The following is a 25,919-nucleotide window of genomic DNA, read 5'->3' on the forward strand; positions in this document are numbered from 1 at the left end:
GGAAGGCGCTCAACTGCGCGGCGTCAGCTTCTCATCAATTTGGCGCGACAGTATGGCGGAGAACTCGTCCGCAAAGCCCTCGAGCCGTCCACCGATCTTGCCCGCATCGGACGAGAGCTTGTTGTAGGCGATAACGGCCGGAATAGCGGCCAGAAGACCAATGGCCGTGGCCAGAAGGGCTTCCGCGATACCCGGCGCCACAACCGCAAGGCTGGTATTCTTGGAGGCCGCAATGGCCTGGAACGATGTCATGATACCGACCACCGTACCGAACAGGCCGATAAACGGTGCAGCGGAACCGATGGTGGCAAGGAAGCCTAGGCGCGATTCCATCTTTTCGCTTTCACGCGCCAGCGCAACATCCATCGCCTTGTCGATACGCATCTGAAGACCGATGGGAGAACGTGCGCCCTTCTCGAAGGATTTCTTCCATTCGCGCATGGCGGCCATGAAGATTGACGCCATGCCGGTGGTGCGGCGTTCGCCGAGATTGCGATAGAGTTCTTCCAGAGACTGGCCCGACCAGAAAGCCTGTTCGAAGCGGTCGATGGCGCGGCGCGCGCGGCTATAGGCAATCACCTTGTCCACGACGATAGCCCAGGTCCAGACCGAAGCGCCAAGCAAGCCCAGCATGACCAGCTTGACCACCCAGTTTGCCTGCATGAACAGGCCCCAGAGGGTAACATCGGCGGCGGGGGCCGCTAACGCAACATTTTCCATCGATCCACCGTTTCGAGGTTCGTGTCGGTCTGGCGCGCAGACCGATGACCCCAACCTTCTCTGTCTTTAGGCATTTCCATCCGCAGAGCCGTTTCGTACTTCTGCTGGAAATATCCTGTTTTTGAATCCAAACGCCCGGCACGGGACCGGGCGGCATCGCAAATCGTCACGGATCGCCCCTAAACGCGGGTGACCCAAATCTGCGCAGCTTTACGTCTTGTTCGATGCAGTTCGGCCAGGAAAAACGCTCGGCACTTTTCCCGAAACTGCTTCGCGCGCTGTTCGCACATCCAGACAGGACATGCAGACACTCGCATCACAACCGCCCCAAAGCACACATGCCGGATTTGCAACTTTAAATCCCTACGGCGCTTGTTACGGTTAATTTTGGTGAAAGGAAGGCGCTGCGCTTCAGCCCGACCCTTCAACCGATTCCGTCAGGATGATTAATCGGAGATTATGGTTAAAGATGCGTTAGCATTTGCGCCTATATCGGCCCAACACGCCAAAATCGGCCATCAAATGAGCCTGCGCTTTAAAATAAACGCGACAGGCGCACCCTCAATTCTTGGGAGCGCGCTGGAAATCAGCTTTCCTTCGTGAAAGCCTCGCGCCACTCATCCGGTATCCGGCGCGGATGGCCTTCTTTGGTGATCATCACCGCTTCCACTTTCGCTTCCGAAAGCAAGCGGCCGTCGCAAGTGATCTTCTGTGCCATGATGACCCGTGCGCCGCGAATTTCGCTGACACATGTTTCAATCAGGATGAGGTCGTCCATTCTGGCCGGAGACTTGTAATCGATCTCCATGCGCCGCACGACCCAGACCATTTCTTCGCCGAGCGAACCTTCGGCAAGCTCGATATGGTGCACATCCTGCAAGCGCAGGAAATCGGTGCGTCCGCGCTCGTAAAATTCCAGATAGCGACCATGATAGACAAAGCCGGAAAAATCCGTGTCGGCATAATAGATGCGCGCATAAAGATGATGCGCCCCGTCTTTCAGCGCACCCGATACGGCTTTAAGCGCCGCATGTTCGTTTTGATCAGTCCCGATAGTCTTAGTCATTGTCTTCCATGAAGAGGCCGAATTGCGCCTGCTGGATGATTTCCGCTGGCGCAGGCAATCCCAGATGCTGCCATGCAATCGCCGTCAGAACGCGACCGCGCGGCGTGCGCTGCAAAAAGCCCTGCTGGATGAGATAGGGTTCGATAATGTCTTCAATCGCATCACGCGGCTCGGAAAGCCCCGCCGCAATGGTTTCAATCCCGACCGGACCGCCACCAAAATTGCGCGCGATGATATTGAGGTAACGCCGGTCGAGCTGGTCCAGCCCGCGATTGTCCACTTCAAGCCGCGACAGCGCCTCATCGGCAATCTTGCGGTCGATAACGTCGCTACCGGCGACCAGCGCAAAATCGCGCACACGCCGCAACAGGCGTCCGGCGATACGCGGTGTGCCCCGCGACCGGCGCGCAACTTCCAGCGCGCCATCCGACGAAATGCCCATCTGCATGATGCGCGCGCCGCGGCGCACGATATATTCCAGTTCCTCAACCGTATAGAAATTGAGTCGTACCGGAATGCCGAAGCGATCGCGCAAAGGCGTGGTCAGGAGACCAAGACGCGTCGTCGCCGCAACCAGCGTGAATTTGGCAAGATCGATCTTCACCGAACGCGCCGCCGGGCCTTCGCCGATGATCAGATCGAGCTGGAAATCTTCCATCGCCGGATAGAGAATTTCTTCCACTGCCGGGCTGAGGCGATGAATTTCATCGATGAAGAGCACGTCGCGCTCTTCGAGATTGGTAAGCAGAGCCGCCAGATCGCCCGCCTTGGCAATAACCGGGCCGGAAGTAGAGCGGAAGTTGACGCCCAGTTCCTTGGCCATGATCTGCGCCAGCGTCGTCTTGCCGAGACCGGGAGGTCCGACGAACAGCACGTGATCGAGCGCTTCGCCGCGCACCTTGGCTGCTTCGATGAAGACCTTGAGATTGGCGCGCGCCGCCGCCTGCCCCACAAAATCGTCGAGCATCTGCGGGCGCAGCGTATTGTCTTCGTCCACGCGTCTGTCGGCATCAATGAGAGGGTTGCGGTCGCTCATGCCTTCCTCCTCGCATGAACACTCTGCCGAGACAAGCTAATCACCGCGACAATTCCTTCAAACCAAGACGGATGAGCTTTGCCGAATCGGCATCCTCGCCCGCCTCTTTCAGCGCAGCCGCGACGGCATTTGCCGCCTGATCGCGCGAGTAACCGAGGTTGGAAAGCGCCGACACGGCATCCGCGACGGGGGCCGGGGCCGCACCGGCTCCAAGCTCCTGCTTCAGCCCGATGGTACCGCTCGCCTCACCGGCGAAAGCCGGGGCCTTGTTCTTCAATTCGGTGACGATGCGCTCCGCCACTTTCTTGCCGACGCCCGGCGCGCGCGACACCATGGCGATGTCTCGCAGCGCAATCGCATTGGCCAGTTCCGACGGCGACAATGTGCCAAGCACCGCCAAAGCCACCTTGGCGCCGACGCCCTGCACATTTTGCAGCAGGCGGAACCATTCGCGCTCAAGCTGATTGGCAAAACCGTAAAGACGGATCATGTCCTCGCGGACATAGGTTTCGATGAACAGAATGGCCGCCTCGCCGGCACCACCGAGATTGCCCAGCGTGCGCGGCGAACAGAACGCCACATAGCCGACGCCATGCACGTCGATGACAGCATGATCATCAGCAATTTCATCGATCACGCCCTTAAGCTTGCCGATCATTCTGGTCCTACCCCGCTAACAACGCCTGCATCCGGCGGGCGCTTACAATGCTCTGACGATGATGGGCATGGCAAATAGCAATAGCCAACGCATCGGCGGCATCGCTCGTATCGAACGACGCGCGCGGCATCAGCACTTTGACCATCATGTGTATCTGTTGTTTTTCACCGTGACCGACACCGATCACCGCTTTCTTGACCGCATTCGGCGCATATTCCGCAACCGGCAGGCCCGCCTGTGCAGGAGCCAGCAAGGCAATGCCGCGCGCCTGGCCGAGCTTGAGCGTTGCGGTCGCATCCTTGTTGACGAAAGTATGCTCGACCGCCGCCTCGTGCGGCATGAATTCATGCAGAACTTTGGAAAGCCCCTCATGCAACTGGCAAAGACGTGAAGCAAGATCCATCTCGGCGTTCGACGTCACCGTGCCTGAGCCGATGAAGTGCAGTGAATTGCCCAGCGATTCGACAATGCCCCACCCCGTGCGGCGCAGGCCCGGATCGATGCCAATAATGCGAATCGTTTCTTTCATAAGCGAACCCTATCCTCAGACGGATTCACTTGACAGCAGAAAAGTGAACAAAAGAGAAACATGCGCCGAAAGCACGGACGGGACAGCGCAGATTTTGGTTATGACGCGCCGAAAATGGTGGGCTTTGAGAACCGGAGCGCAGCGTACATAAGGTATGTGAGCAGCGGAAGCGGAAAAGAACGCCATTTGCAGGCCGTCAGAGCCTAAATATCAGCGGCCCTTAAGAAGCGCCGAAAGCCGTCTTCAGCAGTACAATCTGTTCGGAAACCGGATTGCCATGCGGGTTGGCCTGCAAGGAAACCACATCGCCATAGACTTCGCGGTCCATGCGGCGCACCCGCGCCTGCAAGCGCATCGAACGCTCCACCAGTTCGGCAAAAGCGGCAGGCAGTTCGCTCCAGCCCGGAGCGCCTTCGCCAGCCGATGGCGTGTCGAGACGCACCTTGGCCTTTTCGGCAGACACCTGCTGGCGGTTCATCTCGCCATTGCGGGCCGCGCGCTGGAGCAGGAGCCAGGAAGCGATCTGCATCAGACGGGTGGTGAGACGCATCGATTCGGCGGCATAAAGCGTCGCAGCAATCCGTGACAGATTGCGCGCTTCTTCACGGCCTTCGCCGTCGAGATAGCTCGCCGCTTCCTCGACCATATCCATGCCCTGGCTGTAGATCGGCTTGAACGAATCCGAGAAGACCATGCGCTCTGCGAGGCTGATCATATTGCTCGGCACCTGTCTCTGTTCGCTAATCACTGCTCTGTCACCCTGCATGACCGCCTGCATCGGCGGCCCATTCCGTTGATCGCATCCACTGGAGGATGAACGCGACTGAAAATTACTGAACCGCCGTTCGACCACGCGGGACGTTCGGACGGAACAGTCACATCAAACAAGTCCACGATAAACTGCACCTTCATGCACGGTCGCGCAAGATTATGTTTAACGTTCGGTTAACATTTTCAAGGGGTGGTTAACTGTCCCTGCAAGCAAAACGGGTCGAACCGGTTTCCGGTTCCCCTTATGCGTTCAAAACAGCAGTGATAAACGCATTTCCAGCAAAAGTGCGAAGCGGTTTTGCGCGGGATAATGCGCAAAAGCAAACGGCCAGAGCCTTGCAGGCACAAAAAAAAGAGCCGCGATGGCGGCTCTCAGGAGTTTAACAGGGAGGCGTCAAACAGAGTGGCTAAACCACTCGGTAAGAATCCAGCCGAACTGGATGTAAATGATTAAACCCTCTTAAGATTAATGAATGGTTAATTTCGGCCTCGCCCTGTGGAAAATACCGGCAGGCCCGGCCCCGCGCAGAACGAAAAAGCCGCCCGAAGGCGGCTCATTATCAATAGCGCTGCGTGGCAGGCTGGGATCAATAGCGCTGCATTGCGGGCTGGGGTTTCGGTGTCGCCTGAACCTTGACCGGCTCGGCGGCAGGGACGGCAGGCTTGACTGCGCCCTGTTTGCCCCAGCCGATAGTCGGCAGCCATTCCAGATAATAGGCCAGTGCGAACTGCATCACGATACCGGTTGCAATCAGCAGCGTGTCATAAGGAAGGCCGCCCGGATTCACCAGCTTCATGACCTGTGCCACCATGGCAAGCAGCGTGCCCGCGATGAAGACCGGCAGCGAATGCTTGCCGAGGATCGCCAGCGGATTGTCCGGTGCGGTGCGGGCGATATTGTTAAGCGTCGGCACCACGGCAATGAGATAGGCCATAGCCAGAATGTGCAGGAGACGCGGACCCGACAGAAAGGTCTTGTCGAAGCCAGTGATGACCATCGGCATGCCCATAGAGGCGTCAATGCCCCAAAGCGGAATGCGGACCCAGGCCAGTGCCAGCACCAGATAGCCGACCGCAAGGCCAATCAGGGCCGGATGCGTCGGCAGCTGGCCGCCACGGCGCACATGCATGACACCTGCGATGCCGATGGCAAACAGGAACTGCCAGGAAAGCGGATTCAGGAACCAGACGCCTTCCGTCGGATAATTGATCGGTGCGACCTGATAAAGACCGGACAGGAACCAGACCATGCCCGAAACGCCCAGCATCAGCGGCAGGCTGATGCGCGCCAGCAAAAGCAGGAGCGGCGTCAGAACCAGCATGACGGCATACATGGACAGGATGTTGTTATAGCCAAGCTGATGGCCGAGCGTGACGAGACCGAACAGCGATTCCACCGGATGCTTGAGCAGCGGCTCGATATTGATTTCCTTGAGCAGTTCGGAACGCTTCAGGAAGATCGCAGCGGAAGAGAAGATGGCGATTGTCGCCATGGTCGTCATGATGTGGGTGGTATAAAGCACGCCCGCGCGACGCCACATCTTCAATGTCAGAAGAAGACGGTTGCCCGGGCCGAACTTGCTGCCATAGGCCAATGCCACAGCCATACCGGAAATCAGCACGAACGCTTCTGCCGAATCGGAGAAACCGAGGTTCTTGTGCGTGAAATGCTCGTAGATGGTGCCCGGCACGTGGTTGATGAAAATGGTCAACAGGGCGAGCGCACGGAACACGTCAATGCGCGTGTCGCGCACCTTCACGGTTGGTGCGGGCATCGCTTCTCTAGCGGTCGCAATCGTCATTTACCAGCCTGTCTGTCTCTGCTGGAAAGTACCGGCGCTTGGGACCGCGACACTCTCCAATCTCTCAGTTGCAGCTCTCCGAATGGGAGATCGGATGAAAGCCACATGCTTCATCGGGGCGTTTATTGCCCGACGTTTGATGGGACCTATATACGCATTAATCCCGGCAGAACGGGGTTGGTTCCGATCAACTTTCGTTCCAGTGGATAACATAATGCCAGACCGGGCGATGAACCGGAGGCTTGAACAGCCTGCAAGGAAGACAGGACTTGCCGTCTGTCCGTCGGATCGCATAAATGCGCCAAAACAATTAGCCTGACGCATATCTGCGTCAAAACAATTAGATAGAGCGCAGCTTCCGTTTCGGATAAACAGAACTTCACTCTTGCCCGAATTCCATCATGTTTTTCTCGTTAGGCTTCGCCCCATGAACAAGTCCGCCCCCAAAACCGAACCCGAACGCTGCCGCATCGTGCTGGTCGCCCCGCCGATTGCCGATAGCGCGGTTTTGGCCAGGCTTTTGACGGAAGCGCTTTCCGGCGGTGATGTCGCAAGCGTTATTCTCGACACCGGCGATCTGGATGAAGCAACCTTTCAGGCCGTCGCCGCCAAGGCAGTGCCGATCATTCAGGAAAAGGGTGCAGCCGCTCTTATTCTGAACGATACGCGCATTGCGGGCCGCGTGGGCGCCGATGGCGTGCATATCGAAGGCAAGGCGGCTGAACTCGCCGACGCCATCGAAAAGCACACGCCGAAGATGATTGTCGGCACCGGCAATCTGCGGGACCGCCATGGCGCGATGGAAATCGGCGAATTGCAGCCTGATTACATCTTCTTCGGCAAAGTTGGCGCGGACAACAAGCCGGATGCACATCCGCGTAATCTTGCGCTAGCCGAATGGTGGGCGCAGATGGTCGAGATTCCGTCCATCGCGCAGGCTGGCAACACGCTCGAAAGCATCATCCCCGCAGCCGAAACCGGCGCGGATTTCGTGGCGCTCGGTCGTGCCGTATTCGAGGCGGAAGATCCGGCGAAAGCCGTTGCGGAAGCCAACCGGCTTCTTGATGAACACGCGCCGCGTTTTGAAAACTAATCCTTCAGATTTGGTTCCCAAGGTCCTGTTGATGCCCATGAAGAGCAAACTTCTTCTCGCTGCCGCTTTGACATTCGCGCTGCCTGCCCTGCCGGCGGTCGCCGCTGGCGAGCCAGCGAAAAGCCAGAGCGACAGCGCCAAGGGCACCCACAAGGACAAGAAGAGCGACAAGCCCGCCAAGCAGCCGGTGATGCTGCCGCAGCCCGCGACAACCGCACCGATGCCGCCCATCGATCTCAGCCGGTTCGGTGACAGACCTGCCGACGAGGCCTTCGGCGCTTTTCAGCGCGGGCTTTATCTGACCGCATTCAATCTCGCGAAACCGCAGGCCGAAAAAGGCGATCCGGCATCGCAGGCGCTGATCGCTGAAATGTATGCACGCGGCATGGGCATTCCTGCGGATCAGAAACTTGCAGCCGAGTGGTATGGCAAAGCCGCCGATAACGGCATCACCGAAGCGCAGTTCCGTTATGCGGCCCTGCTGCTTCAGGGCACTTACGTCAAGAAGGATCAGGCCAAGGCCGAAGCCCTGATGCAAAAGGCCGCCGATGGCGGCAACGCCATGGCGCAGTTCAACTGGGGCCAGATGCTGATGGTGAAGCATCCCGGCAAAGCGGGCCTTGATCTCGCCTTCCCGTGGTTTGAAAAGGCGGCTGACGCCAAGCTAGCCGACGCCCAATATGCGATAAGCCAGATCTACGCCAACGGCACCGAAAAGATCGCGCGTGACGACAAGAAGGCCCGCGTCTATCTGATCCTTGCAGCCCGCAAGGGTTATGACACTGCCCAGTTCGATCTCGGACGCTGGCTGGTGGAAGGCCGTGGCGGCGACAAGGATTATGAACAGGGCTTCCGCTGGATGCAGCTTGCCGCCGGACGCGGCATGGTCATGGCGCAGGTCTGGCTCGCCCGCCTTTATCGCGACGGGATCGGCACCGACGGCGATACGGTGAAGGCTGCGGCATGGTATATCATTGCGCAGCGCGCCGGTTTTCGCTCTCCGGACCTCAACGACCTGATGGACGGACTGGCCGATGATCAGATCAAACAAGCTATCGAGACGGCTAACGATCTGCGCGTGCGCTAGCAATTCTGACGATTCTACGTCTCCAAAAGATTCTCTTTTCGTGCTCAGGCTTGCACAAAGCGCCGTTTTGTGGTCTTGGAGACGCCGATTATCGTGGTTCGAGTATAAGACGCTGACGCAATCCCCGTAACAGAGCGGGCGGTTGCCTTTCTGTCGTCATGCGCCGGACCGCAATTGTTTTCAATTCATTCCGGATCAAGCTCATGAAGATCAATGGTAACGAAATCCGTCCCGGCAACGTCATCGAACATGACGGCGGGCTCTGGGTTGCCGTCAAGACCAACGCCGTCAAGCCCGGCAAGGGCGGCGCCTACAATCAGGTTGAACTGAAGAACCTCATCACCGGCACCAAGCTCAATGAGCGTTTCCGTGCTGCTGAAACTGTCGAGCGCGTGCGCCTCGAGCAGAAGGACTTCTCGTTCCTCTATGAACAGGGCGAAGCGCTGATTTTCATGGACACGGAATCCTACGAACAGCTCGAACTCCAGAAGGATTTCGTCGGCGACCGCGCTGCCTTCCTTCAGGACGGCATGATGGTCACGGTTGAACTCTACGAAGACAAGCCAATCGGTATTCGTCTTCCGGATCAGGTCACGCTGGCGATCACCGAAGCCGATCCGGTCGTCAAGGGCCAGACTGCTGCCTCGTCCTACAAGCCTGCCGTGCTTGAAAACGGCATCCGTATCCTCGTTCCGCCATTCATCGCTTCCGGTGAACGCGTGATCGTCGACACCAACGAACTGACCTACGTCAGCCGCGCTTAATCCAGCGCCGAACTTTTGCGATGCCCACACGGGCATCGCAGCTTGTCGCGATTGAACCGCGACTGTTCTTTCTCAGATTGCTCAATTCCTCGAAAGTCTGTGCGCTCGCATGCGCCTCGGATTTTCAAGGATCTGTTTAACTGCATGGTCCACGCTCATATCCACGCCTTATCAATGGCCGTGGGATCATGCCAAAAAGGATAAAGAAATGGCCCGCTCAGCCCTTCTTAACGTTATGGTACAGGCCGCTATGAAAGCTGGCCGTAACCTTGCCCGCGACTTCGGCGAAGTCCAGAATCTTCAGGTATCCCTCAAGGGCCCCGGCGACTATGTCAGTCAGGCCGACCGCAAAGCGGAACAGATCATCTATACGGAATTGAGCCGCGCCCGCCCGGATTTCGGCTTCCTGATGGAAGAATCCGGCGAGGTGGAAGCCAAGGACGGACAGCATCGCTGGCTGATCGATCCGCTCGACGGCACAACGAATTTCCTGCACGGTATCCCGGTTTTCGCAGTCTCTATCGCTCTTGAGCGTCAGGGACAGATCGTGGCTGGCGTCATCTACAATCCGGCCATGGACGAGCTTTACACCGCTGAACGCGGTGGCGGTGCTTTCCTCAACGATCGCCGTCTGCGCGTTGCAGCCCGCAACAAGCTGGTCGATACGGTGATCGGCACCGGCATCCCGCATCTGGGCCGCGGTCATCACGGCCATTATCTGGTTGAACTGCGCAATGTCATGGCCGAAACGGCCGGTGTGCGCCGCATGGGCGCAGCCGCACTCGACCTCGCTTATGTCGCTGCCGGTCGTCTGGATGGTTTCTGGGAAGATGGCCTCAGCCCATGGGATATCGGCGCCGGCATTCTGATGGTGCGCGAAGCCGGTGGTTTCGTCTCCGACAAGGACGGCGGACAGGACATGTTCGACAAAAAGAACATCGTTGCTGGCAATGAAGCCATTCAGGGTGCGCTTCTCAAGACGCTGAAGAAGCCGATCTGATCCGGATCGCCCTCCCTCACCGATAAATTGCATTCAGCGCGCCCATGGCGCGCTGAAGTTTTTTACAGCTCATTTTTTCATGCTCAGACGATTCCGCTTCACATAATTATGAAGTAGGCTCCGCATCAAACAGCCGACGATGGAGCGGAGCGCATGAGTGACTTTAGGGAAACGAGAACACGTCTGGATGAGGGACGCGATTATGACCCCTATCGCCTGAGCAGCCCGCGTATTGTTATACTATCCATGGTGATTTTCCTGATCATCGTTGCCTTTCTGGCAGCGGTTCTGATGCGGCAGATCCATACATTCTTCGTCACCAATCCCGGTCTCAACGGCCTCATTCTCGGCGTTTTGCTGGTCGGTATCTTGCTGGCTTTCGGACAGGTTCTGCGCCTTCTGCCGGAAATCCGCTGGGTCAATTCCTTCCGCGATGGTGACCGCGACGGCACCACCCGCCCGCCAGTTCTGCTTGCGCCGATGCGCGCGCTGATCGGGCGTCGCCAGTCCATGGCGCTGTCGACCTCGTCTATGCGCTCGATCCTCGATTCCATCGCCACCCGCCTCGATGAAAGCCGCGACATCTCGCGCTATCTCATCGGACTTCTGGTTTTCCTCGGCCTGCTCGGAACATTCTGGGGCTTGCTTGAAACGGTTGGCTCCATCGGACGCACCATCCAGACGCTGGACCCCAGCTCCGGCAGTACGGGCGATGTTCTGGATGCGCTGAAGGCCGGATTGCAGGCGCCGCTGTCCGGCATGGGCACCGCCTTCTCGTCCTCGCTGTTCGGTCTGTCGGGTTCGCTTATTCTCGGCTTCCTCGACCTGCAGGCGGGTCGTGCGCAGAACCGCTTTTATACCGAGCTGGAAAACTGGCTTTCCTCGGTTACCGATCTCGGCTCCGACCTCAACGCCGAAAACGGACAGGCAGGCGAACTGCATGCGCTGGCCGACCGGCTGAAGACACAAGGCGGCGACGCCTCCACCCAGCGGACGACCGCAGCCCTTGCCAATCTGGCCGAGGGCATTCAGGGCCTGGTGAAAAGCATGCGCAGCGAACAGCAGATCATGCGTGATTGGGTGGAAAAGCAGGCTGACGAGCAAAAGGCTATTCGCCAGACGCTCGACCGGCTTTCCAAGGCCATCGGCACGCCACCACATGAGCGCAAATCTGACCGGACCGATTCTCATCCAAGCGACAAGGCGGAGTAAGCCCCATGGCTCTTGCCCGCAACCGCCGCCAGCAAAGGCATGTCGATTACTGGCCCGGCTTCGTCGATGCGCTGACCACGCTGCTTCTGGCGATCATGTTTCTGCTCACGGTCTTCGTGCTGGCGCAGTTTCTCCTCAGCCGAGAGGTAAACAATAAGGACAGCGTGCTGGCCCGCCTCAACAGCCAGATTCAGGAGCTGACGCAGCTTCTATCGCTGGAGAAGAGCAATTCGCAGGACATGCAGGACACCATCGCCAATCTGCAAGCCTCGCTATCCAATGTCGAGAGCGAACGCTCGCGCCTGCAAACACTGCTGAGCGAAGGCAGCGGGGCTGGTGCCGCCGCTGAAAAGCGCGCCGGTGAACTGTCCGATAGTCTCGATGCGGAAAAGCAGGTCAGCGCCCGTGCGCTCAGCCAGGTGGAACTGCTGAACCAGCAGATTTCAGCCCTGCGTCGGCAGATCGCCGCGCTTGAAGATGCGCTCAACGCATCGGAAAGCCGCGACCGCGAATCGAATGCCAAGATTGCCGATCTCGGCAAACGCCTCAATGTGGCGCTGGCCCAGCGCGTGCAGGAATTGAACCGCTATCGCTCCGACTTCTTCGGAAGGCTGCGTGAAATTCTCTCCGACAAGGACAATATCCGCATTGTCGGCGACCGTTTCGTCTTCCAGTCGGAAGTGCTGTTCCCCACCGGATCGTCGGATATCAATCCGGCTGGCGAAGTAGAGATGAAAAAGCTCGCCGACGCCGTCATCGAACTGAACAAGGAAATCCCGGACGATATCAACTGGGTGCTGCGTGTGGATGGTCACACCGACAATGTACCGCTCGCCGGTACCGGACGCTTCCGCGACAACTGGGAGCTTTCCTCGGCCCGTGCAACGTCAGTCGTTAAATTCCTGATCGCCAATGGCGTTCCGGCCAACCGCCTCGTTGCGGCAGGTTTTGGCGAATATCAGCCGCTGGAAGCCTCGGATACACCGGACGCACGCGCCCGAAACCGTCGTATCGAGCTGAAACTGACCGAGAGATAAAGAAAGGGCGCAAAAGCGCCCTTTTTCTCTAATTCGTTGGATTGATCAATACACCCCTGCCCCGGTCTCGAATTGCAGCTTGGCCAGACGCGCATAGATGCCGCCGCGTTCCACAAGGCTCTGATGCGTGCCTTCTTCGACGATCTTGCCCTTATCGAGCACGAGAATGCGGTCGGCTTTCAGCACCGTTGCAAGACGATGTGCGACCACTAGTGTCGTGCGCCCCTGCATGAGACCATCAAGCGCCTTCTGCACGAGCATTTCGCTTTCCGCATCAAGCGCCGAGGTCGCTTCATCCAGCAGCAGGATCGGCGCAGCGCGCAGGATGGCGCGGGCAATGGCAATGCGCTGACGCTGGCCACCGGACAAGGTCACACCACGCTCACCGACCTCAGTATCATAGCCATTGGCGAGCGCCATGATGAAATCATGCGCCAGTGCAGCCTTGGCCGCAGCCTCGATTTCCGCATCGCTTGCATCCGGTCTGCCGAAGCCGATATTGTCCCGGATCGAGGTGGCAAAGATCGCCACGTCCTGCGGCACCATCGCCACGCGCCCGCGCACGGCTGCGGGATCGGCTTCCGGCAAGGCAACGCCATCCATCAGCACCTTGCCGGACTGCGGATCATAATAACGCATCACCAGCGAAAACACCGTGCTCTTTCCCGCCCCTGACGGGCCGACAATAGCGACCGTTTCGCCGGGTTTGACCGCAAAGCTCACACCATTGAGCGACGGCGCATCGGGACGCGTCGGATAGGAGAAATAAACATCATCGAAGACGATTTCGCCACGCGCCGGCTCCGGCAAGGCGACCGGATTGCGAGGGGCGGAAATATCCGGATCTTCGTCAAGAATTTCGGCAAGACGCTCTGTGGCTCCGGCAGCCTGTGCCAGTTCACCACCGACCTCCGATAGCGCGCCGAAAGCACTGGCCGCAAAAACGGCATAGAGCACGAACTGGCCGAGCGTGCCGGGTGATATGGTACCGGACAGCACATCGCGCGAGCCGAACCACAGCACCGCAACCACGCTGGAAAAGATCAGGAAGATGGCGAAGGCCGTTAGTACCGCACGCGCCTTGATGGACGAGCGCGCCGCCAGATAGGCATTTTCCACCGCACGGGCAAAACGCCCGACCACCATGTTTTCATTGGTGAAGGCCTGCAAGGTGCGCATCGCGCCAATCTGTTCGCTGGCATAGGCATTGGCATTGGCAAGCATGTCCTGCGTCAGGCGCGAACGACGCCGCACGGAGCGCCCGAAAGCAATCAGCGGCACGACGATCACCGGAATGGCTGCAATCACCAGCACGGACAGTTTCGGGCTTGTGACAACCATCATCGCCAGCGCGCCGACGCCCAGAATGACATTGCGCAGCGCCACCGAAGCGGTGGCACCCACCACCGACTTGATCTGGGTCGTATCAGCGGAAAGCCGCGACACGATTTCACCGGACTGCGAACGGTCGAAGAATTCCGGCGAAAGCGCCGTCACATGCGCGAAGACTGCATTGCGCAGATCAGCCACGACCCGCTCGCCCAGCGAGATCACGAAGAAATAACGCAGCCCCGATGCAACCGCCAGAACCAGCGCCAGCAGCACCAGCATTCCGAAATAGTTGTTCACGAAAACGGCGTTGGCGCCGGTGAAGCCGTGATCAATCATGCGGCGCAGCGCGACAGGCACTGCAAGCGTTGTGACCGCAGCCAGAACCAGCGAAAAAAGAGCGCCAATGACCAGCCGCTTGTAGCGCGCGACGAACGGAACCATTCGCCGGAGAGGCTTGAGGGAACGGCGCTTGCGCGCCTCTTCTGCATTCGATTCCGGATTCACACCCGTTGGATTATTATGATCGGCCATTCTTGAGATTGTGCCCTTGTTATTGCCGTGCGCCTGATGTATAGGCTCGGCAACCCTTTTGGAAGCCGTCGCTTGCGGGTGATGGGTCTTCATAAATGCCATTGGGCGAAAGTGCCGCAGTTTTGACATTCAGGCTGCGCTTTTCTTCCAGACTTTCAGGCCAGACTATCAGGATTGAGAAGATGAAAGCCAATATCCATCCCGACTACCACACCATCAAGGTCGTGATGACCGATGGCACCGAATACCAGACCCGTTCGACCTGGGGCAAAGAAGGCGATACGATGAACCTCGATATCGACCCGACCACCCATCCGGCCTGGACTGGCGGTTCGCAGACCCTGCTCGATCGCGGCGGTCGCGTTACGAAGTTCAAGAACCGTTTCGGCAACCTCGGCATCTAATACCGGGTTACCTATTCAAAGAACCCCGCTTCGGCGGGGTTTTTTATTGCCTGCTCTTTGCCAGAAGCGGGCATAAAAAACTCCCGGACAAACTTGGGTTTTGGCCGGGAGTTACGAAAATCCATGAGCGTTGAAAATCAGGCGCTCAACTTTTCCATCACTTCGTCGCTGACTTCGAAGTTGGTGTAGACGTTCTGCACGTCGTCATCATCTTCAAGCGTGTTGAGAAGCTTGAGAACGGAGCGGGCCTTTTCTTCGTCCAGCTCGGTGTTGGTCTGCGGCTTCCAGATCGTCTTGATCGATTCGGCTTCGCCAAGGGCTGCTTCAAGCGCCTTCGACACTTCGCCGATATCTTCGAAAGCGCAGATGATGACGTGCTCTTCCTCACCGGACTGCACATCCTCAGCGCCAGCTTCGATGGCCGCTTCCATGACCTTGTCGGCATCGCCGACGGAGGACTTGTAAACGATTTCGCCAACGCGATCGAACATGAAGGAAACCGAACCGGTTTCGCCCAGTGCGCCGCCAGACTTGGTGAAGGCTGCGCGGACGTTGGATGCGGTGCGATTGCGGTTGTCGGTCAGTGCTTCAACGATGACCGAAACGCCACCGGGGCCGCGGCCCTCATAGCGCACTTCATCATAGTTTTCGCCGTCATTGCCGGCAGCCTTCTTGATGGCGCGCTCGATGTTGTCCTTGGGCATCGACTGCGCCTTGGCGTTCTGGATTGCCAGACGCAGGCGCGGGTTCATCGTCGGGTCAGGCAGACCCTGCTTGGCGGCGACGGTAATTTCGCGTCCGAGCTTGGAAAACATTTTCGACCGCACGGCGTCCTGACGGCCCTTGCGGTGCATGATGTTCTTAAACTGTGAATGGCCAGCCATGGCACCCCTGTTCTGTTCTAATCAACGCGCACGGAAAAGCGTTACGCATGAACAGACAATCTCACGCAGAGAGTATCACGCAGGCGGGGCCGCAAGTCCGGCCACAATGCTTTCCGTGCAGAATGGCGGCGTTATAAGGAATTGAGCCTCATTCGTCCAGCAAAAGCGCGGATCGACGCCCGCACCTGTCAAAAAATTCAATAGTGCTCGACCGGGGGGACAAAGCAGCTTATCGATAAAATCATGAATCAACGCCCGCAAGACCCGTCCCCAAAGGCCCCGAACGAGACCATCGCTGCCCGCATCAGCCGTGTTCTGGCCGACCGCATCATCGAAGGGGAAATCGAGCCGGGCACCAAATTGCGGCAGGATCACATCGCCGAAGAGTTCCAGACCAGCCATGTGCCGGTACGCGAAGCGTTTCGGCGGCTGGAAGCGCAGGGACTTGCCGTTTCGGAGCCGCGCCGGGGCGTGCGGGTCGCATCCTTCGACATCAGCGAGATTCGCGAAGTGGCGGAGATGCGCGCAGCGCTTGAAGTGCTCGCTTTGCGGCACGCGGCCCCGCACATCACCCGCGCTACGCTCGACGCTGCGGAACGCGCCACGCTCGACGGCGACAAGTCACGGGATGTACGAAGCTGGGAAGATGCCAACCGGCGCTTTCACCGGCTCATTCTGGAACCATGCCGGATGCCGCGTCTGCTTGCCGCCATTGACGACCTGCACGCGGCCAGCGCACGGTTTCTGTTTGCGACCTGGCGGTCGGAATGGGAAACGCGCACCGATCATGATCACCGGGCGATTCTGGGTGCCCTGCGCAAGAACGACATCGACCACGCCGCCGCCATTCTCGCCCGCCACGTGCAGTGGATCGGGCACCGCCCAGTCAGAACGGCCTCCGGCAAGGTGCGCGATTCTTTTGCGATTGTGGGTTAAAGCACATCCCGAAAAGTGCGAAGCGGTTTTCGGATAAGATGTGCGCCAAAAACAAGCAGCTAGAGCGATTGCGACGATTCAATCACCGCTGGAACCGCTCTAGCGCCAGAATTCCGGAATGGTTTCTTCCAGACGTGTGCCGATGCGCAGAGGGGCGGCCTTTTCGGCAAGGCCGGTGCGGTCGGAAATCTCGATACCCACGCCGCAGATAGTTGCCGGACCATTGGCCGCTTCGAAACGTCCCTTCGGTACCTTGGACAGAAAGCGGTTAAGCGGCTCTTCCTTATCCATACCGAGCGAAGAATCGTAATCGCCGCACATGCCGGCATCCGACATATAGGCCGTGCCGTTGCGCAGAATCTGGCAATCGGCAGTCGGCACATGTGTGTGCGTTCCAACGACAGCGCTGGCGCGACCATCGACGAAATGGCCGAAGCACTGCTTCTCGCTGGTTGCTTCCGCATGGAAATCGAAGAACACGGCATCCGCCTGTTCGCCCAGCGGACAGGCTTCGAGGATTTTCTCCGCCGCGATAAACGGATCATCCAGATCGGGATGCATGAAAACGCGCCCCATCACATTGGAGACGAGCACGCGGGCGCCGTTCTTGGCGATGTAAAGTCCCTCGCCCTTGCCTGCCGTTCCTTTCGGAAAATTGGCAGGACGCAGGAAGCGATCCTCGCGCTTGGAAAAATCGAGCGCCTCGCGCTGATCCCAGACGTGATTGCCCGTGGTCACGACATCCGCGCCAGCGCGGATCGTTTCATGAAAAATCTCTTCGGTAATGCCAAAACCGCCCGCGGCGTTCTCACCGTTGACGATCACGAAATCCAGCTTCAGATCGGAAATCAGCCCCGGCAGCTTTTCATACACTGCCGTGCGCCCCGACCGGCCCACCATGTCACCAAGAAAAAGCAATCTCATGAGATGAGCCTTATAAGCCTGCGCCCAGCGAACGCAAGCCGCTCTCCGTCAGTATCTGATTGAGCGCGATATCGTGCGGCTCATCGGGCACACGCTCCAATTCCTGACAGTCATAGGCCATACCGATAAGCAGCGGCTGCAAGTCGCGCTCGGCAAAGCGCGCCAGCGCGCGATCATAATGTCCAGCACCATAGCCGAGGCGATGCCCGCGCCGGTCGAAACCGGCAAGCGGCATCAGCATGATGACCGGATCGACCAGCGGTGCACGTGCATCGGGGCCCATGGTGCCAAAGCCCGTCTGCACAAGCTGCGCATCAGGCAAAAACTCGCGAAAAGCAATCGTTTCCTTGTCCAGCACGACCGGCAGGCAGAGCCTTGCGCCCTTGCCACGCAAGACGGACAAAAGCGGACGCGGATCGATTTCAGAGCGGATCGGCCAATAGCCCGCCACCAGCGTTCCCTTGGGAATGACCAGCGCCTCTTCGCCATGTTTTGCAGCCGCAAGCGACGCTTCATATTGAAAGCGCGGATCCAGCGCATCACGACGGGCAAGCACGGCACGCCGCAGCGCCTGTTTTTCCTGACTGCTTTCCGGTTTCGTAGCTGCCATCCCCAAAACCTCTCCGCTTGCATAATCCGACTATAACAGTGGAACCGCAATGAGACGATCCGTCAAGTGATGGATCAGACAGCCTCCGCAATCCGCTCCGACCGGTCGCGGATGACTTTCAGCACGACACCATGGAAATCGTTGAGAAACACCTTGCCCCACAGGTCGCAATAGAAGTCGATCGGCGTTGCGATGCGATAATGCGTGGTCAGTGTCAGACGGGTGCGGCCATCCGGCAAAGGTTCCAACCGGTAATCGCCATTGGCCAGTTGCAGATAGCTGCTGTTCACCTTGATATGGGCTTCGACGGCAGAGGGAATGGAGCCCGGCACGAAACGGAAATCCCAGGCCAGCAGGCGGTTTTCTTCCCACTGCGTCACGATCTCCTGAAAGTTTACCCCGCGCGTCCACTGCAACTGACGCACAGCGCCGACGCCAACGCCTTCAATACGCGCATCGACCGGCTGCGGGACGCCCAGAACACCGTGGCTGAATGTCCAGGACAGTTCATCCGCGCGCACATTGCGGATTTCGACGGTTTGCTTCCACACCACTTCCGGCGGTGCGGCAATGTCGATCACAGTCGTCACTACCCCGTCATGCGGAGTGTAGGAGACTTGAAGTTCGGCTGGAAAGACAACCAGCGGCAGGGCGATCACCAGCATAGTTGAACGGCGCGAGCGCAGCTTGCGGATGATCCACAAGGTCAATGTCGAACCAAGCGTAGAAAACACAACGAAGAAGGGCGCGGCCATGGCGACGCAGATGCCCGCCTCGCGAAACAGCACCATGCTGACAACGACCAGCACACCGATGATGGCCCAGCCCATACGGACATGCCGCCACAGGTCCTTCTCGGCACGCGGATCGGCCAGACTGGACGCAAGGCTCGCCACCGCCATCGGCAGCAGCATGAGACCGGCGAAGAAAGGCATCGCGTCGTCGGCCACGCCGGACCAGATCAGCATGTACAAAATCAGGCCATAGATGAAAGCCACCGGCACGGCGACCGACAGTCTCTCAAACGGGCGAGGTGTATGGGGAGGCGTGGCTTGGGGCGTTTCCATCAGAACATGCGAATAATTGAATGTTATCGCATGTTTACGGGCAATACGCAGAACAGATCAAGTCTTGAGGACTTAATTTGCATCAGCATTGCAAGCTGAAAGGAAAGCGGCGACCACGACAACCGATGGTAGTGATTGATCCCGGGAACCTACAAAGTAGGTGGGCACCATATGCGAAAGCCCGCAAGCCTTCACAGGGACAGTTCCCTTAGAGATCAATAAGGCCCCGGGGATGCTGTTACACCTGTCGGGAAGCGCAGTACGCCGCTGATGAATATAGTCGCTCGTGACGGGCTGCGCCAGTGGTCCGCAAGCTTTCGCCACGAATTCTTTTCAGAAAATTCAGAAGGGTGTTACGAGCCGGCACGTGGCGCGATGCGCGATGCCACCTGTTCCAGACGCGATGCGACATCCGACAGCATGCCGGTCAGCGCCGCATCGTTGCTGTCGGCGCGGCCAAGCGCTTCATCGCGCGCGCGGCGCAGCGTTTCAACTTCGCTCTCCAGACCATTGATGCGCTTCTGCATCTCGGCCATCTCGTCCATCACCATGATCCCGGCCATGACGGTCAGGCGCAGATCGCCGATCTCTCCGAAAGACGATTTGAGATGCGTGACATATTGATCGAAACGGTCGGCAAGTCCGCTGAGGTGCTCTTCCTGCCCCTCATCGCACGCCATGCGATAAGCCTTGCCATCGATGGTTACGGTAACGGTCGCTATGATAGCCTCCTATCGATCCAGAACGGCGCGGATGGTTTCCATCGCCGTGACAAGGCGCCGCGAAACTTCGCGGTTGGCAGCTTCAAGCCGTTCAGCACGGGCTTCGGACTGGTCGAGTTCCTGAGCGAGACGGCTGCGGTCAGCATTCATGCGCTGCACCTCTTCCTCGGCTTCGGCGAAATCGCCTTCCTTGTCCAGCCGCAGATCAACCGCGCCTTCGAGCGTGTTGAGTGCTTTTTCCAGCCGTTCCAAAACGTGCCTGAGGGTCGCTTCGGGTGCCATCCATGTCCTTTCTGATGCCTTTTACCGGCATCGAATCGCGTCTGCCGGACAGGCCTCTTTGAAAAGATTGTAATAATCGACCGCCGGATAAGCAACAAATGAGGTGTCCATATGAGCTTTCATGCACCGTTAATCGGTGCAAAAATGGCTTTTAAGGGATTGCAGCGTCGCTTTCCACAGAACTCAATCGATTAGTCGCAGACAGTTTATTACCCAAAAGCCACGCATTTATTGACTCCTCATGCGCAGGTGCTATGTGTCCCGGTGCCTTCTGGAGTACGGACCCGAAAAACGGAGGACGGTTTTCGGCGCCATTCGTGCTCAGCCAAAAGGCATCGCCGCAACCCCGTTAAACCCTCCCATGGAAAGACGGCTGAGACCATGAGCAATTCCGACAAACAGAACCAGTTGGCCAACGGGATCCGCTTCCTCTCGATGGATGCGGTTGAGAAAGCCAATTCCGGCCATCCCGGCCTGCCGATGGGCGCAGCTGACATAGCGACGACGCTTTACACCCGCTTCCTTTCGCACGACCCGCAGAACCCGCATTGGCCGGATCGCGACCGTTTCGTGCTTTCCGCCGGTCACGGCTCGATGCTGCTTTATTCGCTGCTCTATCTTTCGGGCTACGAAGACATCACCATCGATGAAATCAAGAATTTCCGCCAGCTCGGCGCACGTACCGCCGGTCACCCGGAATACGGTCATGCAGCCGGCATCGAAACGACGACCGGCCCGCTCGGCCAGGGCATTGCCAATGCCGTCGGCATGGCGCTCTCCGAACGCATCCTGAACGCACAGTTCGGCGACAGCCTCGTCAACCACTACACCTATACGCTTGTCGGCGACGGCTGCCTCATGGAAGGCATCAGCCAGGAAGCCATTGCGCTTGCCGGTCACCTGAAGCTCAGCAAGCTGATCGTCTTCTGGGACGACAACAACATTTCCATCGATGGCCCGATCTCGATCGCCGACAACACCAATCAGCCTGCCCGTTTCGCCGCTTCCGGCTGGAACACGCTGGCTGTTGACGGTCACGATCAGGACGCCATCGCCAAGGCCATCGAACTGGCCAAGGTTTCCGACAAGCCGACCCTGATCGCCTGCAAGACGACCATCGGCTTCGGCGCACCGAACAAGGCCGGCACCAACAAGGTGCATGGTTCGCCGCTCGGCGCTGACGAAATCGCCGCCACCCGCAAGTCGCTTGGCTGGTCGGCAGAACCTTTCGTCGTTCCGGCTGAAATTCTGGACGCATGGCGCGTGGCAGGCCTCAACGCCGCCAAGAAGCGCCAGGAGTGGGAAAAGCGCTTTGCCGCTGTCGATCCGGAAACCCGTGCGGAATTCGAACGCCGTATGCGTGGTGATCTGCCTGCCGGTTTCGATGCAGCCATCGTCGAATACAAGAAGAAGCTTTCCGCTGAAAAGCCGAAGGTCGCCACCCGCAAGTCTTCGGAAATGGCGCTGGAAGTCATCAACGGCATCGTACCGGAAACCATCGGCGGCTCTGCCGACCTCACCGGTTCGAACAACACCAAGACCAGCCAGACCAAGGCTGTCACGCCGGAAAACTACGGCGGCCGTTATGTCCATTACGGCATCCGCGAACTCGGCATGTCGGCTGCCATGAACGGCATCACGCTGCATGGCGGCCTGATCCCTTATTCCGGCACCTTCCTGACCTTCTCGGATTATGCACGTCCGGCCATGCGTCTGTCCTCCCTGATGGGCATCCGCGTCATCTATGTCATGACGCATGATTCCATCGGTCTGGGTGAAGATGGCCCGACCCACCAGCCGGTTGAACATCTGGCGGCACTGCGCGCCATTCCAAACCACAATGTCTTCCGTCCGGCTGACGCTGTGGAAACGGCGGAATGCTGGCAGATCGCCCTGCATTCGACCAAGACCCCGTCCACGCTGGCTCTGACCCGTCAGAACCTGCCGGTCGTCCGCACCGAGCATCGCGAAGAAAACCTCTCCGCTTACGGCGCTTACGAACTGGCGACCGCCAGCGACGAAGCCAAGGTGACGATCTTCGCCACCGGCTCGGAAGTGGAAATCGCGCTCAAGGCCCGCGACCTTCTTGAAGGCAAGGGCATTGCCACGCGCGTTGTCTCGGTACCGTGCTTCGAACTGTTCGAAGGCCAGAGCGACGCCTACAAGCAGGCAACCATCGGCAATGCGCCGGTCAAGCTTGCCATCGAAGCGGCAATCTCGCTCGGCTGGGAACGCTTCATCGGTGAAAACGGCGTGTTTATCGGCATGAAGGGCTTCGGCGCTTCGGGCGAGATCAACGATCTCTACAAGCATTTCGGCATCACGGCGGAACACGCCGCTGAAGCCGCGGAAAAGAAGCTTAACGCCGCAGCATGATTTTTGAACGCCGGCGTCTCAAAAACGCCGGCGTTTAAGTTTCCGGTCAGTGCCGCGCGGGATTCGTCCGAATGCCCGGCACCGGCTGAATTATGAAGCACTGCAAGTGCAGTATCCTATCGGGAGATTTACAGAAAATGGCAGTCCGCGTCGCAATCAACGGTTTTGGCCGCATTGGCCGCAATGTTCTCCGCGCCATCGTGGAATCGGGCCGCACCGACATTCAGGTCGTCGCGATCAACGATCTCGGCCCGGTGGAAACCAATGCGCATCTTCTGCGCTATGACAGCGTCCATGGCCGTTTCCCCAAGGAAGTAAAGGTCGCAGGCGACACCATCGACGTCGGCTATGGTCCGATCAAGGTACATGCCGTTCGCAACCCGACCGAACTGCCGTGGAAGGAAGAAGGCGTCGACATCGCGCTCGAATGCACCGGCATTTTCACCGCGCGTGACAAGGCAGCGATGCATCTCGAAGCTGGCGCAAAGCGCGTCATCGTTTCTGCTCCAGCCGACGGCGCTGACCTGACGGTCGTTTACGGCGTCAACCACGACAAGCTCACCAAGGACCATCTGGTCATCTCCAATGCCTCCTGCACCACCAACTGCCTTGCACCGGTGGCACAGGTTCTCAACGATGCCATCGGCATCGAAAAAGGCTTCATGACCACGATCCACTCCTACACGGGCGACCAGCCGACGCTGGACACCATGCACAAGGATCTCTACCGCGCCCGCGCGGCCGCCCTGTCCATGATCCCGACCTCGACCGGTGCAGCCAAGGCTGTTGGTCTCGTTCTGCCGGAACTGAAGGGCAAGCTGGACGGCGTCGCCATCCGCGTACCGACCCCGAATGTCTCGGTCGTTGACCTGACCTTCATCGCCAAGCGTTCGACCACCGTACAGGAAATCAACGACGCGATCCGCTCTGCTGCCAATGGCCGCCTCAAGGGCATCCTCGGCTACACGGACGAGCCGCTGGTTTCGCACGACTTCAACCACGATCCGCATTCCTCGGTCTTCCACATGGACCAGACCAAGGTCATGGACGGCACCATGGTTCGTATCCTGTCGTGGTACGACAATGAATGGGGCTTCTCCAACCGTATGGGCGACACTGCCGTCGCTCTCGGCAAGCTGATCTAAGCCTCGTGGCCTGACTATGTTTCGAGCCCTTCTCCCCACTGTCGCCCGCTGGCGTCCGCTGGAAGGAGAAGGGCTCGAACATTTGAATCTTGCGCCCTCGGGCCGCAATATTCATGCCGAAAGCGTGGTGATCGGCAATCGCGGCGGCGATGCTTACGGCGTCCGCTACAGCATCGACTGCGACAGCACCTGGCGCGTTCTTCATTTCCTTATCGAGACCACATCCGGCCAGAAGCTGGAACTTTCCTCCGATGGCGAAGGCCATTGGCAGACGATGAACGGCGATTCTCTGCCGGAATTCGATGGTTGTATCGATATCGATCTGGCAGGAACGCCATTCACCAACTCACTGCCAATACGCAGGCTGGGCCTGACACCGGAAAGCGGCACCATTCAGCTCGATATGCTTTATGTGCCGTTTGACAGTTTTCAGCCGCTGCGCGACCGTCAGCGTTACAGCTGCCTGGAAGACGGCAAGCTCTATCGTTACGCGGCAGCGGACCGCTCTTTCACCGCCGATCTGCCCGTCGATGAAGACGGGCTTGTGACCGATTATCCAACCCTTTTCCAGCGCCTGCCCGTTTAAGCCATGCTATCGAACAGATAGTTGCTTTGCGAAGCGCCGGAACAAGCCAGGGAGAAAACTTATGGGTTTCCGCACTCTCGACGACGCCGACGTCAAATCCAAACGCGTTCTGGTCCGCGTTGACCTCAATGTGCCTATGGCCGACGGACAGGTGACCGACCTCACCCGCATCGAGCGCATCGTTCCAACGATTGCCGAACTGTCGAAGAAGGGCGCAAAGGTCATTCTGCTCGCCCATTTCGGTCGCCCGAAAGGCGTTGCTTCCGACGAAAATTCGCTGAAGCATGTCGTGAAGCCGCTCGCCAAGGTTCTCGGCCACGGCGTTCATTTCGCGGAAGACAGCATCGGCGACAAGGCCAAGGCCGCTGTCGACGCGCTGAAGGACGGTGACGTTCTGCTGCTGGAAAACACCCGTTTCCACAAGGGCGAAGAAAAGAACGATCCGGAATTCGTCAAGGCGCTGGCCGCCAATGGCGATCTCTACGTCAATGACGCTTTCTCGGCGGCCCACCGCGCCCATGCTTCAACCGAAGGTCTGGCCCATGTGCTACCCGCATTTGCCGGTCGCGCCATGCAGGCTGAACTGGAAGCACTGGAACAAGGCCTTGGCAATCCGGCCCGTCCGGTTGTCGCCATTGTCGGCGGCGCGAAGGTCTCGACCAAGCTCGACCTCCTGTCGAACCTCATCGAAAAAGTCGATGCGCTGGTGATCGGCGGCGGCATGGCCAACACCTTCCTCGCGGCTCAGGGCCACGATGTCGGTAAATCGCTCTGCGAACATGATCTCGCCCATACCGCGCGTGAAATCATGGCCAAGGCCGAAACGACCAAATGCGCCATCATCCTGCCGGTCGATGCGGTTGTGGGCTGGCATTTTGCCGCCGACACGCCAAACAAGACCTATGGCGTCGATGCTGTGCCAAGCGACGGCATGATTCTCGATGCAGGCGCTTTGTCGACCGACCTGATTGCTTCGGCTATCGATGATGCGGCAACGCTGGTCTGGAACGGCCCGCTCGGCGCATTCGAGTTGCGCCCGTTCGATACGGCAACGGTCAAGACCGCCAAGCACGTTGCGGCCCGCACCAAGGCTGGCAAGCTTGTTTCGGTCGGCGGCGGCGGCGATACGGTTGCAGCGCTGAACCATGCCGGTGTGGCCGACGACTTCACCTATATCTCGACAGCAGGCGGCGCTTTCCTCGAATGGATGGAAGGCAAGCCGCTTCCGGGTGTCGACGTACTCAAGAAATAAAGCATTTCCAGCAAACGTGCGAAGCGGTTTCGTGCGGGAAAATGCGTATGAACAAAAGAAAAGGCCCCGTTTTCGGGGCCTTTTCTTTTCTGG

26 protein-coding genes and 1 other RNA gene are annotated in these 25,919 nt (G+C 58.6%); 12 read left to right on the plus strand and 15 right to left on the minus strand.

Annotated features, from left to right (window positions below; translation table 11 throughout):
- Positions 1-9: 9 nt before the first annotated feature.
- The 7 genes from tolQ to FGI60_RS18185 form a co-directional block, all read right to left on the minus strand.
- Positions 10-720, minus strand: coding sequence for a protein TolQ (tolQ, locus tag FGI60_RS18155; RefSeq protein WP_078339480.1), 711 nt, complete (start codon positions 718-720; stop codon positions 10-12).
- Between the two features lie 586 nt (positions 721-1,306).
- The gene (locus tag FGI60_RS18160) at positions 1,307-1,786 is read right to left on the minus strand and encodes a YbgC/FadM family acyl-CoA thioesterase (RefSeq protein ID WP_138786400.1); all 480 of its coding nucleotides are present in this window, start codon (positions 1,784-1,786) and stop codon (positions 1,307-1,309) included.
- Positions 1,779-2,822: a Holliday junction branch migration DNA helicase RuvB gene (gene ruvB, locus FGI60_RS18165; RefSeq protein ID WP_138786401.1), complete on the minus strand. Its 1,044-nt coding sequence runs from the start codon at positions 2,820-2,822 to the stop codon at positions 1,779-1,781. The genes FGI60_RS18160 and ruvB overlap by 8 nt, the downstream gene beginning before the upstream one ends.
- Before the next feature lie 40 nt (positions 2,823-2,862).
- On the minus strand, positions 2,863-3,480 hold the full coding sequence (gene ruvA, locus FGI60_RS18170) for a Holliday junction branch migration protein RuvA (protein ID WP_078339483.1): 618 nt from the start codon (positions 3,478-3,480) through the stop codon (positions 2,863-2,865).
- 7 nt (positions 3,481-3,487) lie between these two features.
- A complete protein-coding gene (gene ruvC / locus FGI60_RS18175) occupies positions 3,488-4,009 on the minus strand; it encodes a crossover junction endodeoxyribonuclease RuvC (protein ID WP_002964793.1) in 522 nt (173 codons plus the stop codon).
- A gap of 220 nt (positions 4,010-4,229) precedes the next feature.
- Positions 4,230-4,736: a protease adaptor protein RcdA gene (gene rcdA, locus FGI60_RS18180; protein ID WP_078339585.1), complete on the minus strand. Its 507-nt coding sequence runs from the start codon at positions 4,734-4,736 to the stop codon at positions 4,230-4,232.
- Between the two features lie 631 nt (positions 4,737-5,367).
- Positions 5,368-6,555 (minus strand): OpgC family protein, encoded by a 1,188-nt coding sequence (locus tag FGI60_RS18185; RefSeq protein ID WP_171058806.1) that lies wholly within the window; start codon positions 6,553-6,555, stop codon positions 5,368-5,370.
- 454 nt (positions 6,556-7,009) lie between these two features.
- Here FGI60_RS18185 and FGI60_RS18190 point away from each other — a divergent pair, with 454 nt between their 5' ends.
- From FGI60_RS18190 to FGI60_RS18215, 6 genes are all read left to right on the plus strand, one after another.
- Positions 7,010-7,675, plus strand: a complete 666-nt coding sequence (locus FGI60_RS18190; RefSeq protein ID WP_138786403.1) for a thiamine phosphate synthase — start codon at positions 7,010-7,012, stop codon at positions 7,673-7,675.
- Positions 7,676-7,712: 37 nt separating this feature from the next.
- A complete protein-coding gene (locus FGI60_RS18195) occupies positions 7,713-8,762 on the plus strand; it encodes a tetratricopeptide repeat protein (protein ID WP_138786404.1) in 1,050 nt (349 codons plus the stop codon).
- A 203-nt stretch (positions 8,763-8,965) separates the two neighbouring features.
- A complete protein-coding gene (efp, locus tag FGI60_RS18200) occupies positions 8,966-9,526 on the plus strand; it encodes an elongation factor P (RefSeq protein WP_138786405.1) in 561 nt (186 codons plus the stop codon).
- Positions 9,527-9,734: 208 nt separating this feature from the next.
- Positions 9,735-10,526 (plus strand): inositol monophosphatase family protein, encoded by a 792-nt coding sequence (locus tag FGI60_RS18205; RefSeq protein WP_078339487.1) that lies wholly within the window; start codon positions 9,735-9,737, stop codon positions 10,524-10,526.
- Positions 10,527-10,679: 153 nt separating this feature from the next.
- Positions 10,680-11,738: a MotA/TolQ/ExbB proton channel family protein gene (locus FGI60_RS18210; protein ID WP_078339488.1), complete on the plus strand. Its 1,059-nt coding sequence runs from the start codon at positions 10,680-10,682 to the stop codon at positions 11,736-11,738.
- Between the two features lie 5 nt (positions 11,739-11,743).
- Positions 11,744-12,775: a peptidoglycan -binding protein gene (locus FGI60_RS18215; protein WP_138786406.1), complete on the plus strand. Its 1,032-nt coding sequence runs from the start codon at positions 11,744-11,746 to the stop codon at positions 12,773-12,775.
- 45 nt (positions 12,776-12,820) lie between these two features.
- Here FGI60_RS18215 and FGI60_RS18220 read toward each other — a convergent pair whose 3' ends face one another.
- Positions 12,821-14,740, minus strand: coding sequence for an ABC transporter transmembrane domain-containing protein (locus FGI60_RS18220; RefSeq protein ID WP_138786407.1), 1,920 nt, complete (start codon positions 14,738-14,740; stop codon positions 12,821-12,823).
- Positions 14,741-14,820: 80 nt separating this feature from the next.
- On the opposite strand from FGI60_RS18220, the gene rpmE reads away from it, so the two are divergent.
- Positions 14,821-15,042 carry a 50S ribosomal protein L31 gene (rpmE, locus tag FGI60_RS18225; RefSeq protein ID WP_078339491.1) on the plus strand — a complete coding sequence of 74 codons (222 nt, stop codon included), beginning with the start codon at positions 14,821-14,823 and terminating at the stop codon, positions 15,040-15,042.
- A gap of 137 nt (positions 15,043-15,179) precedes the next feature.
- On the opposite strand, the gene FGI60_RS18230 is transcribed toward rpmE, so the two are convergent.
- Entirely contained in the window at positions 15,180-15,926 is a 747-nt protein-coding gene (locus FGI60_RS18230) for a YebC/PmpR family DNA-binding transcriptional regulator (RefSeq protein ID WP_078339492.1), read from the minus strand.
- Positions 15,927-16,169: 243 nt separating this feature from the next.
- On the opposite strand from FGI60_RS18230, the gene FGI60_RS18235 reads away from it, so the two are divergent.
- Entirely contained in the window at positions 16,170-16,862 is a 693-nt protein-coding gene (locus FGI60_RS18235) for a GntR family transcriptional regulator (RefSeq protein ID WP_138786408.1), read from the plus strand.
- A 99-nt stretch (positions 16,863-16,961) separates the two neighbouring features.
- On the opposite strand, the gene FGI60_RS18240 is transcribed toward FGI60_RS18235, so the two are convergent.
- The 6 genes from FGI60_RS18240 to FGI60_RS18265 form a co-directional block, all read right to left on the minus strand.
- A complete protein-coding gene (locus FGI60_RS18240) occupies positions 16,962-17,786 on the minus strand; it encodes a TIGR00282 family metallophosphoesterase (protein ID WP_138786409.1) in 825 nt (274 codons plus the stop codon).
- Positions 17,787-17,796: 10 nt separating this feature from the next.
- Positions 17,797-18,396 carry a 5-formyltetrahydrofolate cyclo-ligase gene (locus tag FGI60_RS18245; protein WP_138786410.1) on the minus strand — a complete coding sequence of 200 codons (600 nt, stop codon included), beginning with the start codon at positions 18,394-18,396 and terminating at the stop codon, positions 17,797-17,799.
- 74 nt (positions 18,397-18,470) lie between these two features.
- Complete coding sequence (locus FGI60_RS18250) at positions 18,471-19,463, minus strand: SRPBCC family protein (RefSeq protein WP_138786411.1); 993 nt, start codon at positions 19,461-19,463, stop codon at positions 18,471-18,473.
- Between the two features lie 107 nt (positions 19,464-19,570).
- Positions 19,571-19,729, minus strand: a non-coding RNA gene (gene ssrS / locus FGI60_RS18255) — 6S RNA.
- A gap of 87 nt (positions 19,730-19,816) precedes the next feature.
- Positions 19,817-20,185: a cell division protein ZapA gene (locus tag FGI60_RS18260; RefSeq protein ID WP_078339497.1), complete on the minus strand. Its 369-nt coding sequence runs from the start codon at positions 20,183-20,185 to the stop codon at positions 19,817-19,819.
- A 9-nt stretch (positions 20,186-20,194) separates the two neighbouring features.
- On the minus strand, positions 20,195-20,467 hold the full coding sequence (locus FGI60_RS18265) for a DUF4164 domain-containing protein (RefSeq protein ID WP_078339498.1): 273 nt from the start codon (positions 20,465-20,467) through the stop codon (positions 20,195-20,197).
- A 381-nt stretch (positions 20,468-20,848) separates the two neighbouring features.
- Here FGI60_RS18265 and tkt point away from each other — a divergent pair, with 381 nt between their 5' ends.
- The 4 genes from tkt (at position 20,849) to FGI60_RS18285 (ending at position 25,826) form a co-directional block, all read left to right on the plus strand.
- The gene (gene tkt / locus FGI60_RS18270; protein WP_138786412.1) at positions 20,849-22,843 is read left to right on the plus strand and encodes a transketolase; all 1,995 of its coding nucleotides are present in this window, start codon (positions 20,849-20,851) and stop codon (positions 22,841-22,843) included.
- Between the two features lie 137 nt (positions 22,844-22,980).
- Positions 22,981-23,988 carry a type I glyceraldehyde-3-phosphate dehydrogenase gene (gene gap / locus FGI60_RS18275; RefSeq protein ID WP_138786413.1) on the plus strand — a complete coding sequence of 336 codons (1,008 nt, stop codon included), beginning with the start codon at positions 22,981-22,983 and terminating at the stop codon, positions 23,986-23,988.
- Between the two features lie 16 nt (positions 23,989-24,004).
- Positions 24,005-24,574, plus strand: coding sequence for a putative glycolipid-binding domain-containing protein (locus tag FGI60_RS18280; RefSeq protein ID WP_138786414.1), 570 nt, complete (start codon positions 24,005-24,007; stop codon positions 24,572-24,574).
- Between the two features lie 61 nt (positions 24,575-24,635).
- On the plus strand, positions 24,636-25,826 hold the full coding sequence (locus tag FGI60_RS18285) for a phosphoglycerate kinase (protein WP_138786415.1): 1,191 nt from the start codon (positions 24,636-24,638) through the stop codon (positions 25,824-25,826).
- Positions 25,827-25,919 lie beyond the last annotated feature (93 nt).

The sequence above is a fragment of the Brucella haematophila genome, from assembly GCF_005938105.1.
Lineage (GTDB): Bacteria > Pseudomonadota > Alphaproteobacteria > Rhizobiales > Rhizobiaceae > Brucella > Brucella haematophila.

Coding starts and splice junctions, on each gene's coding strand:
- tolQ (WP_078339480.1), bottom strand. CDS start 720: ATGGAAAATGTTGCGTTAGCGGCCCCCGCCGCCGATGTTACCCTCTGG.
- FGI60_RS18160 (WP_138786400.1), bottom strand. CDS start 1,786: ATGACTAAGACTATCGGGACTGATCAAAACGAACATGCGGCGCTTAAA.
- ruvB (WP_138786401.1), bottom strand. CDS start 2,822: ATGAGCGACCGCAACCCTCTCATTGATGCCGACAGACGCGTGGACGAA.
- ruvA (WP_078339483.1), bottom strand. CDS start 3,480: ATGATCGGCAAGCTTAAGGGCGTGATCGATGAAATTGCTGATGATCAT.
- ruvC (WP_002964793.1), bottom strand. CDS start 4,009: ATGAAAGAAACGATTCGCATTATTGGCATCGATCCGGGCCTGCGCCGC.
- FGI60_RS18185 (WP_171058806.1), bottom strand. CDS start 6,555: ATGCCCGCACCAACCGTGAAGGTGCGCGACACGCGCATTGACGTGTTC.
- FGI60_RS18190 (WP_138786403.1), top strand. CDS start 7,010: ATGAACAAGTCCGCCCCCAAAACCGAACCCGAACGCTGCCGCATCGTG.
- FGI60_RS18195 (WP_138786404.1), top strand. CDS start 7,713: ATGAAGAGCAAACTTCTTCTCGCTGCCGCTTTGACATTCGCGCTGCCT.
- efp (WP_138786405.1), top strand. CDS start 8,966: ATGAAGATCAATGGTAACGAAATCCGTCCCGGCAACGTCATCGAACAT.
- FGI60_RS18205 (WP_078339487.1), top strand. CDS start 9,735: ATGGCCCGCTCAGCCCTTCTTAACGTTATGGTACAGGCCGCTATGAAA.
- FGI60_RS18210 (WP_078339488.1), top strand. CDS start 10,680: ATGAGTGACTTTAGGGAAACGAGAACACGTCTGGATGAGGGACGCGAT.
- FGI60_RS18215 (WP_138786406.1), top strand. CDS start 11,744: ATGGCTCTTGCCCGCAACCGCCGCCAGCAAAGGCATGTCGATTACTGG.
- FGI60_RS18220 (WP_138786407.1), bottom strand. CDS start 14,740: ATGGCATTTATGAAGACCCATCACCCGCAAGCGACGGCTTCCAAAAGG.
- rpmE (WP_078339491.1), top strand. CDS start 14,821: ATGAAAGCCAATATCCATCCCGACTACCACACCATCAAGGTCGTGATG.
- FGI60_RS18230 (WP_078339492.1), bottom strand. CDS start 15,926: ATGGCTGGCCATTCACAGTTTAAGAACATCATGCACCGCAAGGGCCGT.
- FGI60_RS18235 (WP_138786408.1), top strand. CDS start 16,170: ATGAATCAACGCCCGCAAGACCCGTCCCCAAAGGCCCCGAACGAGACC.
- FGI60_RS18240 (WP_138786409.1), bottom strand. CDS start 17,786: ATGAGATTGCTTTTTCTTGGTGACATGGTGGGCCGGTCGGGGCGCACG.
- FGI60_RS18245 (WP_138786410.1), bottom strand. CDS start 18,396: ATGGCAGCTACGAAACCGGAAAGCAGTCAGGAAAAACAGGCGCTGCGG.
- FGI60_RS18250 (WP_138786411.1), bottom strand. CDS start 19,463: ATGGAAACGCCCCAAGCCACGCCTCCCCATACACCTCGCCCGTTTGAG.
- FGI60_RS18265 (WP_078339498.1), bottom strand. CDS start 20,467: ATGGCACCCGAAGCGACCCTCAGGCACGTTTTGGAACGGCTGGAAAAA.
- tkt (WP_138786412.1), top strand. CDS start 20,849: ATGAGCAATTCCGACAAACAGAACCAGTTGGCCAACGGGATCCGCTTC.
- gap (WP_138786413.1), top strand. CDS start 22,981: ATGGCAGTCCGCGTCGCAATCAACGGTTTTGGCCGCATTGGCCGCAAT.
- FGI60_RS18280 (WP_138786414.1), top strand. CDS start 24,005: ATGTTTCGAGCCCTTCTCCCCACTGTCGCCCGCTGGCGTCCGCTGGAA.
- FGI60_RS18285 (WP_138786415.1), top strand. CDS start 24,636: ATGGGTTTCCGCACTCTCGACGACGCCGACGTCAAATCCAAACGCGTT.